Source organism: Pseudomonas sp. IT-P253, from assembly GCF_949768125.1.
GTDB lineage: Bacteria > Pseudomonadota > Gammaproteobacteria > Pseudomonadales > Pseudomonadaceae > Aquipseudomonas.
Genome location: NZ_CATKPT010000033.1, coordinates 228,468 through 247,018, shown reverse-complemented (window position 1 = coordinate 247,018; position 18,551 = coordinate 228,468). Strand labels below are relative to the sequence as shown.

The 18,551-nt window shown below is 56.3% G+C and carries 19 protein-coding genes and 1 tRNA gene; 4 read left to right on the top strand and 16 right to left on the bottom strand.

Annotated elements, in window-relative coordinates:
* Positions 1-32: 32 nt before the first annotated feature.
* The 10 genes from ACM6IR_RS18400 to ACM6IR_RS18355 form a co-directional block, all read right to left on the bottom strand.
* On the bottom strand, positions 33-302 hold the full coding sequence (locus ACM6IR_RS18400; RefSeq protein WP_414909009.1) for a hypothetical protein: 270 nt from the start codon (positions 300-302) through the stop codon (positions 33-35).
* Positions 299-1,279 (bottom strand): integrase domain-containing protein, encoded by a 981-nt coding sequence (locus ACM6IR_RS18395; RefSeq protein ID WP_414909008.1) that lies wholly within the window; start codon positions 1,277-1,279, stop codon positions 299-301. Before ACM6IR_RS18395 ends, ACM6IR_RS18400 begins: the two co-directional genes overlap by 4 nt.
* A 910-nt stretch (positions 1,280-2,189) precedes the next feature.
* A complete protein-coding gene (locus ACM6IR_RS18390) occupies positions 2,190-3,512 on the bottom strand; it encodes a tyrosine-type recombinase/integrase (RefSeq protein WP_414909007.1) in 1,323 nt (440 codons plus the stop codon).
* A gap of 172 nt (positions 3,513-3,684) precedes the next feature.
* Positions 3,685-3,760: transfer RNA gene (locus ACM6IR_RS18385), tRNA-Thr, on the bottom strand.
* A gap of 128 nt (positions 3,761-3,888) precedes the next feature.
* Positions 3,889-5,130: a nucleoside deaminase gene (locus ACM6IR_RS18380; RefSeq protein ID WP_414909006.1), complete on the bottom strand. Its 1,242-nt coding sequence runs from the start codon at positions 5,128-5,130 to the stop codon at positions 3,889-3,891.
* A gap of 299 nt (positions 5,131-5,429) precedes the next feature.
* Entirely contained in the window at positions 5,430-6,659 is a 1,230-nt protein-coding gene (locus ACM6IR_RS18375) for a methyltransferase (RefSeq protein ID WP_414909005.1), read from the bottom strand.
* The gene (locus ACM6IR_RS18370; protein ID WP_414909004.1) at positions 6,640-7,329 is read right to left on the bottom strand and encodes an ABC transporter permease; all 690 of its coding nucleotides are present in this window, start codon (positions 7,327-7,329) and stop codon (positions 6,640-6,642) included. The genes ACM6IR_RS18375 and ACM6IR_RS18370 overlap by 20 nt, the downstream gene beginning before the upstream one ends.
* Positions 7,326-8,021, bottom strand: coding sequence for an ABC transporter permease (locus tag ACM6IR_RS18365; RefSeq protein WP_414909003.1), 696 nt, complete (start codon positions 8,019-8,021; stop codon positions 7,326-7,328). The genes ACM6IR_RS18370 and ACM6IR_RS18365 overlap by 4 nt, the downstream gene beginning before the upstream one ends.
* A gap of 78 nt (positions 8,022-8,099) precedes the next feature.
* The gene (locus ACM6IR_RS18360) at positions 8,100-8,846 is read right to left on the bottom strand and encodes an ABC transporter substrate-binding protein (protein ID WP_414909002.1); all 747 of its coding nucleotides are present in this window, start codon (positions 8,844-8,846) and stop codon (positions 8,100-8,102) included.
* A gap of 13 nt (positions 8,847-8,859) precedes the next feature.
* A complete protein-coding gene (locus tag ACM6IR_RS18355; RefSeq protein ID WP_201115358.1) occupies positions 8,860-9,633 on the bottom strand; it encodes an ABC transporter ATP-binding protein in 774 nt (257 codons plus the stop codon).
* 566 nt (positions 9,634-10,199) lie between these two features.
* On the opposite strand from ACM6IR_RS18355, the gene gabP reads away from it, so the two are divergent.
* A complete protein-coding gene (gabP, locus tag ACM6IR_RS18350; protein ID WP_414909001.1) occupies positions 10,200-11,591 on the top strand; it encodes a GABA permease in 1,392 nt (463 codons plus the stop codon).
* A 139-nt stretch (positions 11,592-11,730) separates the two neighbouring features.
* Here gabP and ACM6IR_RS18345 read toward each other — a convergent pair whose 3' ends face one another.
* Genes ACM6IR_RS18345 through ACM6IR_RS18335 form a run of 3 tightly spaced genes read right to left on the bottom strand, consistent with a single transcriptional unit; the run spans position 11,731 to position 13,612 of the window.
* Positions 11,731-12,183, bottom strand: coding sequence for a hypothetical protein (locus ACM6IR_RS18345; RefSeq protein WP_414909000.1), 453 nt, complete (start codon positions 12,181-12,183; stop codon positions 11,731-11,733).
* A gap of 6 nt (positions 12,184-12,189) precedes the next feature.
* On the bottom strand, positions 12,190-12,606 hold the full coding sequence (locus ACM6IR_RS18340; RefSeq protein WP_414908999.1) for a hypothetical protein: 417 nt from the start codon (positions 12,604-12,606) through the stop codon (positions 12,190-12,192).
* 37 nt (positions 12,607-12,643) lie between these two features.
* Positions 12,644-13,612, bottom strand: a complete 969-nt coding sequence (locus tag ACM6IR_RS18335; RefSeq protein WP_414908998.1) for an alpha/beta fold hydrolase — start codon at positions 13,610-13,612, stop codon at positions 12,644-12,646.
* Positions 13,613-13,798: 186 nt separating this feature from the next.
* Between ACM6IR_RS18335 and ACM6IR_RS18330 the strand changes: the two genes are divergently transcribed.
* Both ACM6IR_RS18330 and ACM6IR_RS18325 read left to right on the top strand, forming a co-directional pair.
* On the top strand, positions 13,799-14,263 hold the full coding sequence (locus ACM6IR_RS18330; protein WP_414908997.1) for a carboxypeptidase regulatory-like domain-containing protein: 465 nt from the start codon (positions 13,799-13,801) through the stop codon (positions 14,261-14,263).
* A 209-nt stretch (positions 14,264-14,472) separates the two neighbouring features.
* Positions 14,473-14,922 carry a carboxypeptidase regulatory-like domain-containing protein gene (locus ACM6IR_RS18325; protein WP_414908996.1) on the top strand — a complete coding sequence of 150 codons (450 nt, stop codon included), beginning with the start codon at positions 14,473-14,475 and terminating at the stop codon, positions 14,920-14,922.
* A gap of 33 nt (positions 14,923-14,955) precedes the next feature.
* On the opposite strand, the gene ACM6IR_RS18320 is transcribed toward ACM6IR_RS18325, so the two are convergent.
* From ACM6IR_RS18320 to ACM6IR_RS18310, 3 genes are all read right to left on the bottom strand, one after another.
* Positions 14,956-15,747 (bottom strand): TSUP family transporter, encoded by a 792-nt coding sequence (locus tag ACM6IR_RS18320; protein ID WP_414908995.1) that lies wholly within the window; start codon positions 15,745-15,747, stop codon positions 14,956-14,958.
* Between the two features lie 76 nt (positions 15,748-15,823).
* Positions 15,824-16,903 (bottom strand): hypothetical protein, encoded by a 1,080-nt coding sequence (locus tag ACM6IR_RS18315; RefSeq protein ID WP_414908994.1) that lies wholly within the window; start codon positions 16,901-16,903, stop codon positions 15,824-15,826.
* A gap of 767 nt (positions 16,904-17,670) precedes the next feature.
* Positions 17,671-17,871: a hypothetical protein gene (locus tag ACM6IR_RS18310; RefSeq protein ID WP_414908993.1), complete on the bottom strand. Its 201-nt coding sequence runs from the start codon at positions 17,869-17,871 to the stop codon at positions 17,671-17,673.
* 230 nt (positions 17,872-18,101) lie between these two features.
* Here ACM6IR_RS18310 and ACM6IR_RS18305 point away from each other — a divergent pair, with 230 nt between their 5' ends.
* The gene (locus ACM6IR_RS18305; protein ID WP_414908992.1) at positions 18,102-18,467 is read left to right on the top strand and encodes an HdeA/HdeB family chaperone; all 366 of its coding nucleotides are present in this window, start codon (positions 18,102-18,104) and stop codon (positions 18,465-18,467) included.
* Positions 18,468-18,551 lie beyond the last annotated feature (84 nt).

Here is an 18,551-nt window from a genome sequence, read left to right as displayed (position 1 = left end):
TGGTATTCATGTGATGTTTGATCGCTTAGGATTTAGAGCTGCCATGACTTTCCCAAGCGAAGAATCAGTAAGTTTACGGTCAACTGGTAGTAATAGCGTGTTGATTCAGAGCGCTGGTTCATCTGCTGATTTAAAAACCAGGCGAGATGCTTCCGCTGCCAAGTCCATGGATTGTCCCGTTGCCAGCGCTCAGCAATTGCTGTTTGGATGGTCTTTGCCTGATGAATATGGCGTTGGCGCGTGGTGTGCGACCCGGTCAGAACGCCCGCTAGGAATAGCTCCATATCGAATGATGTTCTCATGCTCGACCACCAATGTAAGCCGATACCACGTCGATTCGGCCGTGCCCCAGCTCGTAGCTGATTTGTAATCGTGCCTCTTGATCAAGGCGTGGATCGAGGCGCCTGCACCTGCCACCGTTGATGGGGGCTAGGTGCTCGGTGATCTGCTCGTAGCGTTCGCATGCGTAGGCGGCCCGTAATTCGTGGAAGCCTTTGAGGTTGTGCTTATGAAGCATCTCCCGTGCTGGGCGGATGATTCCCTGCTGAAAATCGAGGTAGTTTTCGTTTGGTGCAAGCAGGTTGCGGCTACCGTTGGGCGAGACCTGTTCGGCAAACCTCAGTGCGTCGCGAATATGATCATCCACCCAGATCCAGCGAGGTGCCGACGCACCGGAGCGGCCCCCTTTGGTGCCATCTTGGATGTTGACCTTGCCGAATTGTTCGGCTTCACGTTTTAGACGTGGAAGGTCGGCCAAAATGGTCTCGCGCAAGCGCATGCCGGTGGCTCGCGCCAACTGAGCGATGGCCGCGGCGCGAGGCATTTGGTGTTCGCAGAGCACGTCGACGATCCGCTTCACGTGTTCGCGGTCTTGGCCTTGTGGCACTGAAAGCCGAACACTGGTGCGCCGCATTCCCAACGCCTTGCTCGGACTCGGTACCTTCACATACTGATCACCGCGAAGCGCGGCCATGGTTCGGTTCACGCTGGACAATCGGTTTTGCGCGGTGGCGATGCCGATAGCTCCTTGTTCGACTTGCTGCCGCAGATGCCCGGCGTAGTCCAGCAAGGTCTGTCGATCAATTTTTCGTGCATCGTTAAACCCCGGCCCATCCTCCGACCAACACCAGCGTACAAACGCCTGCCACCGATCACTGTGTGCCTTGACGGTACCGTAATGCCCGCCGCCAAACAGATCTTTCAACGCCTGTGGCCCTGCATAACTCAGTTGCCGGCCATACCCAAAATTGCGCCCGTCTCGCCTTCCTACCAACGCCATGATCAAACTCCTTTCGAAGCCAAACCTTTAAAACCTTCCCCACGTCATCCCGCCACGAATGTTGAGTGTTATCAGGGATCAAGGCCCCTGCGACCTGTGAGGGTTGTCCACTAACGCGGGACTGACGGCTCCTTACGGCCGGGAGCTTGGGCATCTCATGATCTGGCCTCCTGAACACTTCCGAAGAAGCGGGCGGGTGGAGGCTGCACTGGCTGACGAGACCGGCGCCACGAGATCCTGAGTCGGGTGAAGGCAGTGATGCGATGACCGGGGCATGCCTGACTGTCAGTCAGGTGCAGTCCATTCCTTGGGCTGCGGCACCATCATCTGCATAGCTGTTGCTGGCGACTTCGGTGTTTGTCACGCCGATTGTCACGAGGGGGAATGCCGCAAAGCCTTGTACGAGTTGGGCTGCAGCAGCGGTAGGAGCGCCCGTCTCTTTCCGGGAGAAAGAGACGGGCGCAGGTTGGCGCACGGGAATGGCCAAGCGGATAGGTTGCTGCAGGGCAGCTATGAAAGAGGAGGAGTTGCCGCAGTGGGCACACTGGTAAAAGTAGGCATCCATCACATCGCTGTGACCGTGCGAGCCGCCGGACGCTAATCGCACTTTGGGAGAACCACCACCGTGTGGCGTAGCCTTAAAGGTTCTGGCTACCTGGGTTGCTGTCGGCGACAGCGCTTTGCCCGATCTTTTCTACGCCTGTGGATAATTCGGGTCAAGACTCCAATTTTCGGGAGTTCTGCGGCTGTGGATGAAATTATCCACCGGTGGAAATCAGTGGTTTTCCACAGACAGTTGTGTGGGCTTTAGATTTTTTAAGTGAGGTCCATCCAAGCAGGGCGGCTTTGCAGCCCTGTTTGGATGGACCCGCGTGGACAAGCGGATCACTGAGATATAAAGACCGAGCGCTTACTCAGTTGCGCCACGTTTTGCTTTTAAGCGAGTGACGTTCGGTCCGGTCTGGTTCGCGAATTCGTGTGGAGTGACATGCTCCTGCCGGTTGGCCTCCAGGTACCGGCTCCACCAGTTCATGATCAGCCTGCGCTCCTCGATGAACTCGGCCTTGTGGATGTAAGCGGCGCGGACGTTGTTGCGCTCCTTGTGGCTCATCTGCCGTTCAATGGCTGTCTCCGACCACAATCCTGACTCAATCAGTGCGCTGCAGGCCATCGAACGAAATCCATGCCCGCAGATCTCGGTTTTGGTGTCGTACCCCATCGTCCGAAGCGCGTTGTTCACCGTATTTTCGGACATGGGCTTCCAGGGTTTGGCATCCCCTGCGAAGACCAATGCGAATTTGCCTGTGAGTGCATGGATTTTTTCGAGTAGCGCCACTGCTTGCGGCGATAAGGGTACTAAATGGATATCCCCTGCCATCTTCGTACCCCTTGTGGAAAAGGGTACTCCCTCCAACGCGGGTCGAGTGTCCGGTATCTCCCAGGTGCCGCGCTTGAGGTCGAACTCGCTCCAGCGTGCGAAACGTAGCTCGCTGGATCGTACAAACACATGCAGCGACAGCATCACCGTCAGACGGGTAAGTGCCCGGCCTTTATAGGTGTCGATCCGCTCCTGCAGTTCCGGCAGTCGCGATAAAGGTAGAGCGGGGCGATGTACCACCCGCGGGGCTTTGATCGAGCCTTCGAGATCGTAAGCAGGGTTTATGGTGATAAGCCGGAGGCGCTTTGCCTCGCGCATGATGCTCTGCAGGTAGTTTTGTACCCTTAAAGCAACGTCAATCGTTCCGCGCTTCTTGATCGCTTCCAAGGGCTGCATGAGGTCATGGGTGTCGAGGTCGATAATGGCGCGGGCGCCGATCAGCGGGAACACGTGGGTTTTGAGGCGGCTCATCACAGTCTTTGAGTGGCCTGGTGCCCACTTGGCCGACATTTCCGTGTGCCAGTCCAGCGCAACGCTTTCAAAGGTTCTGCCTTTGATCACAGCTTCCGCCTTGGCTTGGTGCTTGGTCTCTATGGGATCAATGCCATCCGCCAGCATTCGCTTGACCTCCAAGCGCTTGCGGCGCGCGTCGGCGAGGCCAATGACGGGATAGTTGCCGAACGAGGTCAGTCCTTCCCGTCCGTCAGGTTTGACGTAACGGAGCCGCCAGCCTTTGCGGCCATTGGGTTGGACTAGGAGGTAGAGGCCATCGCCGTCGAAAAGCTTGTAGGCGCGGTCTGTAGGTTTTGCCAAGCGGCAAGCTGCGTCGGAGAGCGGAGCTGTGGTGCGCGACATAAGGGTACTCCCTTTTATCGAAGTGACCTGTATCCCAAACTCTACCCTTAAAACGGTTGGAATCCACCAGTTTCTGACGGAAACCGTTGGAACGCCAAAACGAAAAAACCCGCCAGAAGGCGGGTTTTTCGGGGGTTCCAGAGATTTTGAAAGCCTTCTCTGGAACCTTGTATGGTGCCGGCACCAGGAGTCGAACCCGGGACCTACTGATTACAAGTCAGTTGCTCTACCAACTGAGCTATACCGGCGTGTTGGGCGACGATTATAGCGATTGGATTGGTTCTGTAAACCCCTGAATTCAGACTATTTTTGCGCAGGGCTCAAGCCAGCCTCGCGGACCCATGCGCGGGGCTGGTTCCTGCGATTGTTTACCGCCCTACAGGCTGTTTTTGACGGCGTTGATCAAGTCCTGACTGAGCACCTGTGCGGGCGCTACTTGTACGCTTTGGGTGTAGAACGGCGGGAGGTTCTGGGCCAGTGTCGATAACGCTTGGGCGGTGGTGTTGCCCGGCAACAGCACGTATTGCAGGTTGGACGGATAGCTCTGTGGCACAGGGCCTTCCATGGTCGAGCCGTAGGCGCCGAAGGTCATCACGGCCTGTGGCGTGGTGGGGTCGGGTGCATAGAGGAAGACGAAGGTGCCGTACTTCGGATGTGTCAGGTATTGCTCGGCCTGTAGGCGAACTGCCGGGTCGGGGTCGTTCATCAGGGTCCAGCGCATGACCGCGTAGTTGCGGGTGGTTTCCATGAACGCTGTACGAATCGGCGACTGGTTCTCGACACCGCCCAGACACACCAGCAGGTTGCCGAACGGATCGATCAGCGCCACCGAATTGAATACCGTGCTTTGCTGCGCGGTTTTCAGCAGCGGCGGGGCGAGTTCTGCGCCGGGGTCACGCGGGTTGGCCGATTGTACGGTCAGGGCAAACGGGCTGAGCGCGGTCAGTGCCTGGCGCACTTTGCTGTTGGCTGGCAGGGTGGCCGGGTTTTTCAGTTGATCCGGTGGCAGACCGCTGTTGTTGCTGGCCTCGCGCACGGTGTTGACGCTGGCGGAGAAGATCGAGCTGCAGAGGAAGTACGCCGCGGAGTCGATGGTCTGACCGCCGAACACAGGACGGGTCGAGCCTTGATAAGCCCGGCTGACCGGCGCTGCAATCGCGTAATAACCCCACGTAGCTTGCGCCTGTTGGCGGATCAGCGGTGGCAGCGACGGAAAGTTGAACTGGCTGTTGTAGTTGATGCCCGCGTAGTCATCAATCGCACTGACGGCGACGTTAAATCCTGCGGTCAGCAGCGAACCGGCGCACATGGCGCAAGGGTCCAGCGTGGTGACGATGGTCAGTTGATTGGGTGGCGGCAGATTAAGTGACGCGGCCTTTTCGTAGTACCAGTCCACCAACTGTCGCTCGCCGTGGGCGGTCGGGTCATGGGGGAGAAAGTAAGTGGTTCCGCTGCCGGGGAAAGGCATCAGCACGTTGTTGTGTAGCGCGGCGATGACCTCGCCCGTTGCGTTGTTGATGATGGCGCCACCCACCGCGAAGGTTTGCTGCAGTGCAGCGTAAATGGCTTGGTTGGCGACGGTATCGACGGCTTCCTGCGCACTGTTCAATGTGCTCATGTTTTCCCTGCTCCTTGCTGTCCTGACATTAGAGAATTCTGACGCTTGGCAAAGATAGTTGAGGTTTACGAGGTCGTTTATGTTCTTTTGGCTTAATGCTTATGCACAACGCAAACCTGCGGCATCACAGTCAAGGGCGCAATTGTGACGCCGTTCTCAATTTGTTCGCAAATGCCTGTTTTTCGGGTTTTTTATGCGTGTGTACGAAAAATGAACACTGGTGTTTTAGCCCCGAAACAGGCGTAGTTATTGGATCCACGATAATTTCATCAACAGAGTTATCCACAGGCTGTGCCTGTTTAGGGACGCTCGGCCAGGAGTAGGAAATTACGTGGCGTGAGCGGGGTTTCGCAGAAGGTGCCAAGACGAACGACGTAACCTTGTTCGGCGAGGAAAAGTGCGCGGTCGAGTACCAGCCAAAGTTCCAGCGGGCGTCGGAAAAGGCCACGCAAAAGCTCCAGGTTTCGCACATCGGCCAGTCGCTGCCAGCCAGCGATTTCGAGGGCTGACCAGTCTTGCGGGCCGATTGTGGATAACTCTTTGAGTGCGGCCAAATGGTGGCAATAATCGGCGAAGGGTTTGTCCAGCCAGGCGCTGGGCAGGGAAGGGGTTGGCAGGTATTGATCCACGCCGCGAAGTTGTCGTTGCAGCAGGTCGAACGCCAGGCGCCGGGCCATCGAGGTGTCGCGCTGACGTCGGACGCGGGCGCCGGCAGTGACGGTTTCGCTCATCGGTAGTGCGAGATCGTCGAGTGACAGGCGTAGGTCGGAGCGACAGGCAACCGAGGAAATCGGTCGATACTCACTCAGACTGATCCGGTTATAGCAGCAGGGCGCGATGGCCAATTGTTTACAGCCTGCCGCGCTGGCGAGCTGGATTAATCGCACGTGCAGATCACCACAGGCGTGCAGCGCTACGGGCGTGTGATCGGCATTTAACAAAGAGGCCGCATTCGCCGCGAGCACATCTTGTTCGACATGCAGGGCATGCCTGTGATGACGCTGGCTGAGTGCCTGACCGCTGGCAACCAGCGCCGGGTCGTGTTCCAGGCAAGTGAGCCGCTGACCTGTTTGCAGCAAGCGTCGCCCCAGATGACCCTTTCCCGAGCACCAGTCCAGCCAATGTGTCGGCGTGTCGGCAAACTTTAAACGGCTGGAGAACGCTTCGATCTGCTGCCATTTACGCCCCGGTACATCGACATTCAGCCGATGGCCAGCGGCCTCCAAATCATCAGCCGGTAACTCTCCCACCGCTCCCAACTCAAGTGATAACGCCGCCAATGAAGCAAACGGCTCCGGCGCCTCCAGTAAACAAGGTTGGTTGTGGCTGTTTTCCGCGTCTTCCAGCGACCGCTCCCGTAGCCATAACGCCAGCTCCGGGTAGGACGCTTCCCAGGGAAGTCGCAGATGTGTAAACGGTCGAGGCTTCCACAGCGCTTGATGCTCGATCAGAAAAGCATCCAGCGCCGTGAAACGGGAGAGTAAGTCCTCGCCCGTCAGCACGTGAGGGTTAACGCCCTTGGCAAGCATCGACGCGCAGCCAGCGCTCCAGCAGCTTGAAGCCGCGTACCAGAACGTAAGCCATCAGCAGATAGAACATTCCCGCCGCGAAGAATATCTCTACTGGCAGGTAGGTCCGGGCAATGATGGTACGGGCCATGCCGGTCAGTTCCAGCAGGGTCACGGTGCTGGCCAGGGCGCTGGCCTTGAGCATCAGGATCACTTCGTTGCTGTAGGCCGGCAGGCCGATGCGCGCGGCACGCGGCAGGATGATGTAGAACATGGCTTTGGCGCGGGACATGCCCAGCGCTCGGGCGGCTTCGATTTCACCCTTTGGAATCGCCTGAATCGAACCGCGCAGGATCTCGGCAATGTACGCCGCAGTGTGCAAGGTCATGGTCGCAGTGGCGCACCAGAATGGATCGCGCAGGTACGGCCACATTGAGCTGTTACGGATTGCATCGAACTGCGCCAGGCCGTAATAGACCAGGAACAGCTGAACCAGCAACGGCGTGCCACGGAAAAAGAAAATGTAGCCGTAGGGCACTGCCCGCACGTACCAGAGTCGCGAAGAGCGCGCGATGCCTAGCGGAATCGCCAGCAGCAACCCGGCAACCACGGCGATGGCCACCAGTTCCAGGGTCAGCGTCGCGCCTTGTGCCAGTTTTGGCAGCCACTTGATGATGATTTCCCAGTTCATTGGGTGCTACTCGCGAAACCGCGACCGGCGCGTCTTTCCATAAAGTGCATGCCGGTCATGGCGAGAATTGTCAGGCCCAGGTACATGAACGCGGCCACCATATAGAAGGTGAACGGTTGCTTGGACACGGTCACGCCGATCTGCGCGTGACGCATGATTTCTTCCAGGCCGATGACCGACACCAGCGCGGTGTCTTTCATCAGGATCATGAACAGGTTACCCAGGCCCGGCAGGGCGATGCGCCACATCTGCGGCATGATCAACCGGGTGAATATGCGGAATTTCGACAGGCCAAGCGCCACGCCGGCTTCACGATGACCTTTGGGGATGGCCAGGATCGCGCCGCGGAATACTTCCGTGGCGTAGGCGCCGAAGCACAGGCCCAGAGCGATCACGCCGGCGGCAAAGGCATTGAGTTCAAGATCGGGGTTGCCGAAAAACTCACCCAAGGCGCGCATCAGGTTGACCGTGCCGAAGTAGATCAACAGCACCCAGAGCAATTCCGGGATGCCACGAACCAGTGTCGAATAAGTGCCGCCAAGCCATTGCAGCGGCTTGTACGGGGAAGTCTTGGCCAAGGCGCCGAGCAGACCGAGCACCAGCCCAAGGCACAGGGCCGAGAGTGCCAGTTTCACAGTCATCAGCGCGCCAGCGGCGAGCGCCGGGCCGAATCCGTAGAGATCGATAGTCATGGATTTCTTTTCAAATCGCGGCAGGCAATGCCAGGGACTGGCGCCGTCAGAGAACGGCGCTGGTCTGGCAGGTCAGAATCAATAGATGCTGAACGGGAAGTACTTGTCGTTGATCTTCTTGTAGGTGCCGTCAGAGACGATTTCTTTCAGTGCGGCGTTCAGCTTCTCGCGGATCGCGTCGCCTTTACGCACAGCGATACCGATCTTGTCGCTTTCTTCCACCGGATCGCCTTTGAACTCGTAAGGGCGGCCGGCGTCGCTTTTCAGCCATTCGTAGTTGACGTACTTGTCGGCCAGAATGCCGTCCAGACGCCCCGACGTCAGGTCGAGGTAGGCGTTTTCCTGGGTGTCGTAGAGTTTGACTTCAACGCCTTCCATGTGGTCTTCCATCCAGGTGCCGGCGAGGGTCGCACGTTGTGCGCCGATCACTTTGCCTTGCAGGGAGGCCTTGTCGGTTTTGAAGTCGACATCTTTCTTGGCGATGAATTGCAGTTTGTTGGAGTAGTACGGGTCGGTGAAGTCGACCGCTTGCTTGCGCTCGTCGGTGATCGACATCGAGGAGATCAGGAAGTCGAATTTCTTGGCGTTCAGGGCCGGGATGATGCCGTCCCAGTCGGACGTGACCACGGTGCACTCGACTTTCATCTTGGCGCACAGGGCGTCGCCGATTTCTTTGTCGAAGCCGACGACATTGCCACTGGCATCTTTGTTATTGAACGGCGGGTAGGCCGCTTCGATGCCCATCTTCAAGGTCTCGGCGGCGACACCAGCGCTGAACGCCAGGGTGATGGCAGCCGCCAGGAAGATTTTTTTGTAGTTCTGCATGCGGGTAGCTCCGTTAGCGGTTGCTGGACATGAATTGTTTGCAGCGTGCCGAAAGCGGGTTTTCGAACACCTGCTGTGGCGATCCTTGCTCTTCTACCAGGCCCTGGTGGAGGAACACCACTTCGCTGGACACCTGGCGGGCGAAGCCCATTTCATGGGTAACCAGCAGCATGGTGCGGCCTTCCTCGGCCAATGCGCGAATGACATTAAGTACTTCCTGGACCATTTCCGGGTCAAGGGCCGAGGTGGGTTCGTCGAACAGGATCACCTTGGGCTGCATCGCCAGCGTGCGGGCAATGGCCGCACGTTGTTGCTGGCCGCCGGACAGTTCTGCGGGGTAGGCGTGGCGTTTGTCGGCAATGCCAACCTTGGCCAGCAAGGCTTCCGCGACTTCGATGGCCTCGGCCTTGCTTTGGCCGAGCACGCGACGCGGGGCTTCGATGATGTTGTCGAGCACGCTCATGTGCGGCCACAGATTAAAGTTTTGAAACACAAAACCAATTTCGCTGCGCAGGCGATTGATCTGCTTTCCATCGGCAGCGACCAGTTCGCCGTTTTTGGAAGCCTTGAGCTTGAGTTCTTCGCCGGCCACCAGAATTTGACCCTGATGCGGGTTTTCCAGCAAGTTGATGCAGCGTAGAAACGTGGACTTGCCGGAACCCGAGGAACCCAGGATCGAGATCACATCGCCGTCGCGGGCGGTCAGCGAGATGCCTTTGAGCACCTCAAGCTGTCCGTAGCGTTTGTGCAAGTTGCGAATTTCAAGCGCGGGCGTGGCCTCAGCCATGTGCGTTCCTCATAGTGTGTTGCGCTCCTGCTGTTGGCGGGCCTTTCTGGCAAGGCGGCCAACCTAGCATGCGTCCCAATGGCAGCCAACAGCACCACGGGCAGTAAACCGGCAGTGCGTGGCAGGTTGTCGCATCGGTACAGAAGACTGTCGCGCTGCTATCAACCGAACAGCCGTTTGGAATCCTGCCTGTTAATAAAAAGCGCGGTGGCTGTCGCAAAAAAAGGCGCGATGTTGCCAGCTTTGGCGGGGTGTTGGAAGCACTAACCGGACAAACGTTGCTGAACCGCACCTTTATTGTGCGCCGAGCGTTTTTTAAGTGTGTTTCCGGTGCGCTATTTTGTTCCCGAAAGTGGGTCGCAGGGTAACGTTCTGGCGAATTGCCATTAATCTCAATGACTTGCGATGACCGTCCGGTCAGGACGAGAGCCCCGAGGTAGAAGGTTTTGCAACATTTTGGCGCAATTATTGCGTACAGAATCCAGAACGCCCCGTTGGTTTCTTTTTACGAGAAGGAACGCCAAGCGGGATGGACGTAATCGCTTTCCCTTACAAAGGTAGTTTCAATGAGCAGTACCCAAAGCTCTAATGGCCTCGAACAGGGGCTCAAACCGCGTCATGTGACGATGTTGTCGATTGCCGGTGTTATTGGCGCCGGCCTGTTCGTCGGCTCGGGTCACGCCATTGCCGCAGCCGGTCCAGCCGTGCTGTTGGCCTACGCCGCCGCCGGTGCTCTGGTAGTACTGGTTATGCGCATGCTCGGCGAGATGGCCGTCGCGTCGCCAGACACAGGCTCCTTCTCGACGTACGCCGATCGCGCGATCGGTCACTGGGCCGGTTTCACCATCGGTTGGTTGTACTGGTGGTTCTGGGTGCTGGTCATCCCGCTGGAAGCCAACGCCGCCGCGACCATCCTGCATGCCTGGTTCCCGAATGTGGCGATCTGGGCCTTCACGTTGATCATCACTTTGCTGCTGACAATAACCAACCTGTTCAGTGTGAAGAACTACGGTGAGTTCGAGTTCTGGTTCGCCCTGGTCAAAGTCGTGGCGATCATTGGTTTCATTGGTCTTGGCGTTTTGGCGATCTTCGGCTTCCTGCCGAGCAGCCAGGTCAGCGGTGTTTCGCACCTGTTTGACACGCAAGGCTTCCTGCCAAACGGCATGGGCGCTGTACTGGGCGCGATTCTGACCACCATGTTTTCCTTCATGGGCACCGAGATCGTGACCATCGCGGCCGCGGAATCGAAGAACCCTGGCCAGCAAATCTCCAAGGCGACCAACTCGGTCATCTGGCGGATTGGCTTGTTCTACCTCGTATCGATCTTCATCGTTGTGGCCTTGGTGCCATGGAATGACCCGATCCTGGCTAGCGTCGGTTCCTACCAGACTGTGCTGGAACGCATGGGCATCCCGAATGCCAAGCTGATCGTCGACATCGTTGTTCTGGTTGCGGTAACAAGCTGCCTGAACTCGGCGTTGTACACCGCTTCGCGCATGATGTTCTCCCTGGGCAAGCGCGGTGATGCGCCGGCCGTTTCCCAGCGCACCAACAGCAGCGGCACGCCGTATTGGGCCGTGATGCTGTCTACCGCAGCTGCCTTCCTCGCGGTATTCGCCAACTACGTGGCCCCGGCTGCGGTGTTCGAATTCCTGCTGGCCAGCTCTGGCGCCATCGCGTTGCTGGTGTACCTGGTGATCGCGATTTCGCAATTGCGCATGCGCAAACAGCGTATGGCTCGCGGTGAAAAAATCGCCTTCAGCATGTGGCTGTTCCCAGGCCTGACCTACGCGGTGATCATCTTCATCGTTGGCGCACTGACCATCATGCTGTTCCAGGAAGCCCATCGCGTGGAGATCCTCGCGACCGGTCTGCTGAGCGTGTTGGTGGTGGCTGCCGGCTTGTTTGTGGCTCGCCGTCGCCAGCTGGAAAAGCGTGGCGCAGTGGTACTGAACTGATTCATACCGCGTAACGCAAAACGGCCGCTGTCAGTGATGACAAGCGGCCGTTTTTGTTTCTTACTGGCTGATGCCGGTCAATTAAGCAACAGCGCACACCTTGTAGCTGCCGAAGCCTGCGTCCGCCTGTTATGGGTGTTTACTCGCCCTTTTCTTCCTGCGCGTCCAGCGACTGACGATAGCTGTCCAGTGCATCGCCGAAGTCGGTGATGAACTGCGGATCGGTCAGCCAGGCCTGAGCCGTGTCGCGGTCCATGCCGTCGGTCCACATGCGGTAGTCGATCAGCATGTCGGCGGCAAGGTGGGTGGCGGCCATGGCTTCGTTGTCGGCGTTTTCCATGTCCAGCAATTCTGGACGGTCGCTGATGATTGCGGCGAGGTCCGACAGCAGGGTCAGCAGCATGTCGTTGCGGCTGATGGCTTCCGCGTCGCGCATTTTGCTGAACATCGCCAGGGTGTATTCCGGGATCGGCTCGCCGATGTCGCCCAGGTCATCGTCCAGTGGGGCGGGCTTTCTGCCGTGGATGTTGATTTGTCTGGCTTTGATCTTGGCGCGTTTGGCGCGTTTCTGTTGCTTGTTCAGGGATGCCATGAGGACTCAGTTCGGTTTCTGTTGGTTTTGGGCCGCGATGGCTTCGGAGGCCGCCACGTAATCAACCTGAAAGGTTGGGGATTCGATCCAGGCCAAGGCGCCGGCTTCGTCCACTTCGGTGGACCATTGGCGATATTCGATCAGCGCGGCGATGATGAAGTCTGTCGCCGTCTCTGCGCCTTCCTGCTCCAGCACCAGCGCGATCAGCGGGTGTTCAAGAAAGGCCGTGCACATGGCTTGTTGGCTGATCTTTTGCGCGTCGATCATTTCTTTGAACATGTCGGTCAGGTCCACCGATTCAAAGTCTATGCGATCGTCGTTCGGATCCAGCTCGACCGGCGCGGCAGCCCGTTGGGTGCGGTTCTGCTTGGCTTTGGTTTTGGCGCGGGTGGCGCGTTTGTTCTGCTTGTTGGCGGAGGCCATGGGCGTCGTTCCATATCTCGTTGAGTGGGCAGGTCGATCAGTTGCGTGGCAGTCGCCGCCCGGGGGTGTCGGGGCCCAGGTCGCCGGTTTGCAGCCAGGACAATGCAATGGGCCATAGTGTGGCTTGGTATGCGCTACGAAAAAAGGCGAAATGTCCGACTTCTTCTTTGCCGATGTCTTCGGGGGCGATGCGCAGGTGAGTGTGGGTGCCGTCGGTGAAGTAGTCGAGCAGGCGCTCGATGGCGGCAATCGTGCCGTAGGGATCGTCGCTGATGCTGATGGCCAGGGTTTTCGCGGTGACGTTGGCGAAGGGCAGTCGGCCGTCTCTTGCGTGGATCAGACGACCGCTGGGGCGTTTCTCGTACCGTGCGGTGGACGTGCTCCAGTCGCGGACCACGCCGGCTGGCGTGTCTTCCAGCCAGCCCAGGCGCTTTCCGGGGAAGTATCCGCAAAGCATCGTCACCAAGGGCATCACCAGGTGCCATTTGCCAAACATCCGCCAGCGATGCGCGGGCGCGTAATCGCGCCAGTAAGCGAATTGCGCCCCAACGGTCACCAGACGCCGGATCAGATGCCCGGACGCTCCCAGCCCCGCTGCGCAGCCTCCAAAGCTATGGCCGACGACGTCGATAGGCTGACCCGGAAACTCACGCTGAGCGCGCTTGAGCATCGCCTCGAAATCCAGCGCGCCCCAGTCAGACCAAGAGGCGTCGAGTCCTTTCAACGAGGCGGGTCGCGATTCGCCGATGCCGCGGTAGTCATAGGTGATCACGTTGAAGCCGTTGGTGAACAGGTATTCGGCGAAGCGCGAGTAGTGACGGCAGCGCACGGAGGTGGCGGCGTTGATGATGACTACCGGGCGGGATGTGTCCTGATCGGCGTGCTGCCAGGTGTAACCGCCGATGAGAAAGCCGTCGGAAGCGGGTTCTCTGAAGGGACCACTGCAAGTAGGCGGCGTTAACTCAAATTGAGCCGGTGCCCGTATAGGCATGTCCTGCAAATTCATTGGTTTTGGACCTTTGCGGGTAGCTACCAACCATAGTTCTTCGCGCGGCTTATGAACAATTGAGGAATACAACCCCCAGTCCTATTCCCGGCTTTCTTGGGTTCGAATCAATCTAAAACTTGTGAACGCGGCCAGAAATCTAAAAAGTGTAACGATTGGATTCTTCGGAATCCGGGAGTCGTCATCATGAAATATATCCATTCATTCATGTTGCCCATCGCTGCTGTCGGTGTGTTGATGTTTCCTGCCATGGCTCACTCTGCGACGCCTGCGGGACCTGTCGACACTGCTGGTGTGCAGATTCAGCAAGAACAGCAGAATGGAATTAGCTACCTGTCAGGAGGCATCGGTCTGGATGAGTCGCGGTATATTCAACAGACCCATGGATACAACCTGCACATGAGCTTCTCTGTCGGCCAGGCAAATGAATACCTGCCCGATGCGAACGTGGTCATTCAGAGCCCGCAAGGCCATACCGTCTTTACTCTGGATCAGGCCGGTCCTCTGGTCTATGTACAGCTTCCCGCTGGTAAATATACGGTGGTCACCACGCGTAACGGGGAAGTGCGGCGCAGCACTGTTGAAGTCGGAAACGGTCATGCCCATGAGCTGAACATTCACTGGAGCAATGCTCAATACGCCTCTGATTAATAACTTCCAAAACGCACGACCAAAAAAACCGCAGGAAGCGGTTTTTTTGTGGGCGCCGGTCGCGATTTTTATTTTCGGCGGGGGATGCTTGTCGGGTGTAGTCCAATTCGAAGTGAACCCAAGGTCAAATCAATCTAAAACTGGTCGTACGCAGGGAAATCATAAATAGGGTAATCAGTGGGCTTTTTGGGAGCCCGGGAGTCACTCTTATGAAACACATTCGTGCATTCCTTCTGCCTATCGCGGCCATTGGCCTGTTGATGATCCCGGTCATGTCGCTGGCTGCCAGCCTTGAGCCCGTCGACAATGCCGGTGTGCAAGTCCAGCGACAAGAGCAAAACGGGATCAATTACCTGTCCGGCGGTATCGGTGAGGATGAGTCGAAAGCCATCCAGCAAACCACCGGCTACAACCTGCACATGACCTTCTCCATCGGAGCGGAGAACAAATACATTCCCGATGTGGATCTGCTCATTCAGAAAGCACCAGGGCAGACGGTACTGACGTTGAGTCAGGCTGGACCGTTGGTTTACGTTCAACTACCTCCCGGCAAGTATGTCGTTATCGCGACGCGCAATGGTCAGGAGCGGCGTGACACTACGGACGTCGGAAGCGGCACCCCTCGTAATCTGGTTTTTCACTGGAACAGTGATAACTGAGGGTTGCAGGCTACTTATTCAGGAGATCTGTGATCATAACGAAGCTAATGAATGCATGACCGCAACGCGTAAAGGATTGGTTTCTACGCTTAGCAGCTTGATGGCCAAGGCGCAGCAGACCACGATCAACATGGGTTTAATCAACCGTGGGCCGACCCGAACAGCGGCTCGTGCACCCAATTGAGCACCGATGAAGGCTGACAAAGCCATGGCTAGGGCAATCGGCCAGACAATCACACCTTTGGTCATGAAGACAGCCAGAGAGCCCAGGTTGCATGAAGCGTTGGCAAGTTTGGTAAAGCTCATGGCCCGCATCATGCCCAAACCGCAGAGAAGTACGAACCCGACAATGAAGAAAGAGCCCACACCGGGGCCAAATATACCGTCGTAAAAGCCCAGGATCGGCGCCACGGTAAACGAAAAAAGCAGAATGCCGATTCTCTTGCGTCGATCTTCATTGGCCAGCTTTGGCGAGAACGCAAAATAGATGGCCACCAGAATCAGCATGATAGGCACGCAAACTTCCAGATAGCGCTTATCAATAGAGCTGACCAGCAAGGCACCACTGGCGCCGCCAATAAATCCACAAATAACCAGGAAGCGGCCTTCGCGCCACTCGATCATGCCTTTGCAAGCAAAGGTTATCGTTGCGGAAATAGTGGCCGAAGCGGCCTGGAACTTGTTCGTTGCAATCGCACTGATGGGGTCTACTCCGGCCAAAAACAGTGCAGGCAAGGTTATCAGTCCGCCACCACCTGCAATCGCATCAAAAAATCCGGCGCAAAATGCGACGAGCGCTAACAGGCCAATTAGATCCCAAGACATCACATTCCCTCTTTTACGATTATTGGCCAGTCATCCACATGTCTGGCCATTCAACAGTCTGAACGTGTAACAAAAATCAGCCCTGCAGCTGCAACGGGTCCTCTGAAATCACAAGCGGAGAAGAGAATTTCGACAGGCCGAAAATGCGCACCAGAACACGTCTGTTGTCTTTTATGGCATCGCGACAGTGCAGGGCCCGGATGTTATTGATGAGCAGGGCCGACTCTTGCGTCAGTGTGTATTTGACAGGGGTGGCTTCGCCTACACTCTGGCAAAGGGCGGCGTAGGCCTGTTTGACAAAATTTGAGGCGTTGTCGTTGACCGAAAAACGGTATGAGTTGAAACGGGCGGCGATCCCGACTTTGTCATCGAACTCCAGAATCGAAACATTGCGACCATCCTCTCCCTTGCCACTGACGAAGGAGTCACTGCGGGTGAACTGAAAATTCCCTGTAGTTAGTGCAAGGCAGTTGGTTACGCCGATTTTTTCCAGTACGGGTAGCAGCGGCATGACTGAGGTCGGTTCTCCATTTGGATTCCACAGGGCCGAGAGTATGAGCGACGACGGCGACGGAGAGTGCCCGTCTTTCGCGTTTACGGCGCACCAGTAAGGCGCCTCGGTATGCGGGCCGAGCGCCAGGCCGGAGTGGGAGCTCAGTTCTTTGGTGTCCGGCTCGGCAGGGATTATGGTCAGTCCGCCGCCCTTGAAGTTGGCCACCAGTCGAACCAGTTTTCCTTCGTTGTCCATGTCGTAGGCAAAGGCGCTGTTATCCACCAACTTCAACAAGATCTGATTACGGGCGGCCAGGCAAAGGACGTCGTATCGATTTTCCAGGGAGGTCAGGTCTGGTAGTTCATTTGGAGGGCTGACATCGGTGATTTTCTGCAGCCCTTCAAAGATCAACACGCAAACAAGGCCATCGGCGTAGGCATCCAGCAGTTCGCATTGGTCTTTCGAAAATGAGAACTTCAATTCGGTGGCTGCCAGAGAGGCTTTGGACTTGGCTCCTGGTGCCTGCGGCCCGCCGATGGCGGCCAGTTCTTTGGCGAACTCATGAAGCAATGTTGACTGCCGAATATCAAAGCTGAACGTTCTGATTTCTTGTTCAGTAACAAACTCAGTGGTTTCGACGTCTTGTTTGATGGCGCCAGTCATTGTCTACATCCCTGTGGTGTCTCTGCTCCCGGTTATGCGGCAGCTCCTCATCCGATTCTGCCCAATCTGATGATCAGCGTATGTCATCCATTTCCGTTAAATCATACGGAGCGTTCCGACAGACCCAAGAGGCTGCCAAGAAGGGCTGATCACCTATGTCTGACGTTTCTCGGGACTCGGCGCCGGCAACCGTTACAGGCGCTTGCTGGCGTGGCGACAGGAGGTAGGGAATTGAGGCTTCGTCAGGCGCTTGGAGGGTGGCTGGAATAGCCCCTCATCAAATCCCGGGCATAAAAAAACCCTGAATCTTGCGATTCAGGGTTTTCGGTATTTGGTGCCAGAGACGGAATCGAACCGCCGACACGGGGATTTTCAAAACCTGTGAAAGCCCGGCCGCATGTGAAAAACGCCTGGATTTCCTGGCCCGATCTGAAATGCGGGGCGGTCAATTCCGGCCAGAAATGGACCAGATGGCTTCAAAAGCTTCCGGACGTACCGGAGGAGCACCGGAGCGTGGCAGGCGGATTACGGATGGTTTTTGATGCACCGCACGCACCGCGTGACATATGGTTAAGCGGATTTTTAGTTTCATAACCCGCATAGTAATGACCTCCGTGTACATTAAACTTGTCACTGTACGCGGAAGAAAACCAACGGTAGAGAAGTGCCAATATAGGATTGGGGACCGTATCCAAAAACCTGTCCGATCTCAGAAGTTGAGATAGATCCCTGGACTTGCCCCTACAAAACCGGACACCAACTCCCTGTTAAATTGATGCTGCGCCCCGGTGAAAATGATCTCCTTTAGTTATGCTCCCATCATCAACAACGGATTTAGCACTAAAGAATAGAGGTTGGCTTTGGGCTATCCGGCACGCTTCGTAAACCGCGAAAGCTTCCATTTCAAAAGCAGCAGATTTTCTGTGCTGCTCACCAATCATTTTAGAAACTTCCTCATCAGCAACCACCGCACTACCACTCGACGTTGGTGTAGGGAAGATGCTGAATTCTAGCTCTTCTTTTTTGGGGGAATCTCGCTTTCAGTGTCACCCTGATGCTACTTTTTTTGAAGGAAGGCTGTATGTCAATGCTGTCGGGTTGTTCTGAATGTGAATGTCATATATTGAAAACTGATATTGACACTGTGTGAAACCGTCTATACTTGTTTCGCTAAATATAAGTTTTTTAGCATAAATTAATGCCTTATTTTATCTCTGTATATACAGAGGTTTTATTCAAATTTGTGGAGATGCTTGATATGACTCATAAGGTTTTTTGCAATATGGCCCTGGCTAGCTTGATGCTTTCCTCCGTCAGCGGTGTTTATGCTGCGACGACTAATGCCGATGATATGACGTGTAAGGAGTTCCTTGTAGCGCCCCCGTCAGCCCAAGCCCCAGTCGTACTTTGGGTTTCAGTCGACGAGAATATTAATTCAAATGGGGGGTCTTTCACTAAAGAAAAAGTTAAAGCGGAGGTTCTCCCTGAATTTGTAAAGTTGTGCAAAAAGAACCCGGATAAAAAAGTATCTGGTTTTACAGAGGAACTGAAAAAGTTGTTCTGAATAATTTAATCACGAACTTTTGGCGCTTGTCGGTGTTTTAATGCCGGCGAGCGTTTGCCATTTTTTGAGTTCTATTGGTATGGC

What these genes read in the sequence shown, in the direction of transcription:
- ACM6IR_RS18390 (WP_414909007.1), bottom strand. Translation starts at nt 3,512, where the DNA reads ATGTCGCGCACCACAGCTCCGCTCTCCGACGCAGCTTGCCGCTTGGCA.
- ACM6IR_RS18370 (WP_414909004.1), bottom strand. Translation starts at nt 7,329, where the DNA reads ATGAACTGGGAAATCATCATCAAGTGGCTGCCAAAACTGGCACAAGGC.
- ACM6IR_RS18400 (WP_414909009.1), bottom strand. Translation starts at nt 302, where the DNA reads ATGAGAACATCATTCGATATGGAGCTATTCCTAGCGGGCGTTCTGACC.
- ACM6IR_RS18355 (WP_201115358.1), bottom strand. Translation starts at nt 9,633, where the DNA reads ATGGCTGAGGCCACGCCCGCGCTTGAAATTCGCAACTTGCACAAACGC.
- ACM6IR_RS18320 (WP_414908995.1), bottom strand. Translation starts at nt 15,747, where the DNA reads ATGTCTTGGGATCTAATTGGCCTGTTAGCGCTCGTCGCATTTTGCGCC.
- ACM6IR_RS18365 (WP_414909003.1), bottom strand. Translation starts at nt 8,021, where the DNA reads ATGACTATCGATCTCTACGGATTCGGCCCGGCGCTCGCCGCTGGCGCG.
- ACM6IR_RS18340 (WP_414908999.1), bottom strand. Translation starts at nt 12,606, where the DNA reads ATGGCCTCCGCCAACAAGCAGAACAAACGCGCCACCCGCGCCAAAACC.
- ACM6IR_RS18375 (WP_414909005.1), bottom strand. Translation starts at nt 6,659, where the DNA reads ATGCTTGCCAAGGGCGTTAACCCTCACGTGCTGACGGGCGAGGACTTA.
- ACM6IR_RS18360 (WP_414909002.1), bottom strand. Translation starts at nt 8,846, where the DNA reads ATGCAGAACTACAAAAAAATCTTCCTGGCGGCTGCCATCACCCTGGCG.
- gabP (WP_414909001.1), top strand. Translation starts at nt 10,200, where the DNA reads ATGAGCAGTACCCAAAGCTCTAATGGCCTCGAACAGGGGCTCAAACCG.
- ACM6IR_RS18315 (WP_414908994.1), bottom strand. Translation starts at nt 16,903, where the DNA reads ATGACTGGCGCCATCAAACAAGACGTCGAAACCACTGAGTTTGTTACT.
- ACM6IR_RS18305 (WP_414908992.1), top strand. Translation starts at nt 18,102, where the DNA reads ATGCCTTATTTTATCTCTGTATATACAGAGGTTTTATTCAAATTTGTG.
- ACM6IR_RS18330 (WP_414908997.1), top strand. Translation starts at nt 13,799, where the DNA reads ATGAAATATATCCATTCATTCATGTTGCCCATCGCTGCTGTCGGTGTG.
- ACM6IR_RS18335 (WP_414908998.1), bottom strand. Translation starts at nt 13,612, where the DNA reads ATGAATTTGCAGGACATGCCTATACGGGCACCGGCTCAATTTGAGTTA.
- ACM6IR_RS18325 (WP_414908996.1), top strand. Translation starts at nt 14,473, where the DNA reads ATGAAACACATTCGTGCATTCCTTCTGCCTATCGCGGCCATTGGCCTG.
- ACM6IR_RS18395 (WP_414909008.1), bottom strand. Translation starts at nt 1,279, where the DNA reads ATGGCGTTGGTAGGAAGGCGAGACGGGCGCAATTTTGGGTATGGCCGG.
- ACM6IR_RS18345 (WP_414909000.1), bottom strand. Translation starts at nt 12,183, where the DNA reads ATGGCATCCCTGAACAAGCAACAGAAACGCGCCAAACGCGCCAAGATC.
- ACM6IR_RS18380 (WP_414909006.1), bottom strand. Translation starts at nt 5,130, where the DNA reads ATGAGCACATTGAACAGTGCGCAGGAAGCCGTCGATACCGTCGCCAAC.